The sequence below is a fragment of the Tardiphaga sp. genome, from assembly GCF_041424195.1.
Classification (GTDB): domain Bacteria; phylum Pseudomonadota; class Alphaproteobacteria; order Rhizobiales; family Xanthobacteraceae; genus Tardiphaga.
The window spans coordinates 1-1,563 of record NZ_JBGMOE010000095.1 but is presented as its reverse complement, the minus strand read 5'-3'; the positions used below and the strand labels follow the sequence as shown (position 1 = coordinate 1,563).

Annotated in this window: 1 protein-coding gene; it reads left to right on the top strand. The window is 63.3% G+C overall.

The features are described from left to right. The coding region (lepA, locus tag ACEK02_RS14505) for a translation elongation factor 4 (protein ID WP_371422380.1) at positions 1 to 1,563 on the top strand (1,563 nt) is incomplete at both ends.

Here is a 1,563-nt window from a genome sequence, read left to right as displayed (position 1 = left end):
CTACCGCGCCAAGGACGGCAAGGATTACATCTTCAACCTGATGGACACGCCCGGCCACGTCGACTTCGCCTACGAAGTCAGCCGGTCGCTGGCCGCCTGCGAGGGCTCGCTGCTGGTGGTCGACGCCAGCCAGGGCGTCGAGGCCCAGACGCTGGCCAACGTCTACCAGGCGCTGGACAACAATCACGAGATCGTGCCGGTCCTCAACAAGATCGACCTGCCGGCCGCCGAGCCGGACAAGGTGAAGCAGCAGATCGAGGACGTGATCGGCATCGACGCCTCCGACGCCGTCATGATCTCGGCCAAGACCGGAATCGGCATCGGCGACGTGCTGGAAGCCATCGTCACCCGTCTGCCACCGCCCAAGGGCGATCGCGACGCCACCCTGACGGCGCTGCTGGTCGACAGCTGGTACGACGTCTATCTCGGCGTGGTGGTGCTGGTGCGCATCGTCGATGGCGTGATGCGCAAGGGCCAGCGCATCCGCATGCTCGGCACCCAGGCCGCCTACGATGTGGAGCGGGTCGGGTTCTTCACACCGAAAATGACCCAGGTCGACGAACTCGGCCCCGGCGAGATCGGTTTCATCACCGCCGCGATCAAGGAAGTGGCCGACACCCGCGTCGGCGACACCATCACCGACGACCGCAAACCGGTGGCCAACATGCTGCCGGGGTTCAAGCCGGCGATCCCGGTGGTGTTCTGCGGCCTGTTCCCGGTGGACGCGGACGACTTCGAGACGCTGCGCGCCGCCATGGGCAAGCTGCGGCTGAATGACGCCAGCTTCTCGTTCGAGATGGAGACCTCCGCCGCACTCGGCTTCGGTTTCCGCTGCGGCTTCCTTGGGCTGCTGCACCTCGAAATCATCCAGGAGCGGCTGTCGCGCGAGTTCAACCTGAACCTGATCGCCACCGCGCCCTCGGTGATCTACAAGATGAGCCTGACCGACGGCCAGGAGATCGAGATCCACAATCCGGTCGACATGCCGGACGTGGTCAAGATCGCCGAGATCCAGGAGCCGTGGATCGAAGCCACGATCCTGACCCCGGACGAGTATCTCGGCAGCGTCCTGAAGCTATGCCAGGACCGCCGCGGCAACCAGAAGGAGCTGACCTATGTCGGCTCCCGTGCAATGGTGAAATACGACCTGCCGCTCAACGAAGTGGTGTTCGACTTCTATGACCGGCTGAAATCGGTCTCGAAGGGCTACGCCTCGTTCGACTATCATCTCACCGACTACAAGCCGGCAGATCTCGTAAAGATGCAGATCCTGGTCAACAACGAGCCGGTCGATGCGCTGTCGATGCTGGTGCATCGCACCCGCGCCGAAGGCCGCGGCCGCGCCATGGTCGAGAAGATGAAGGAACTGATTCCGCCTCACATGTTCGTGATTCCGATCCAGGCGGCGATCGGCGGCAAGATCATCGCGCGCGAGACGGTGCGCGCGCTGCGCAAGGACGTGACTGCCAAGTGCTATGGCGGCGACATCAGCCGCAAACGCAAACTTCTGGAGAAGCAGAAGGAAGGCAAGAAGAAGATGCGGCAGTTCGGCAAGGTCGACAT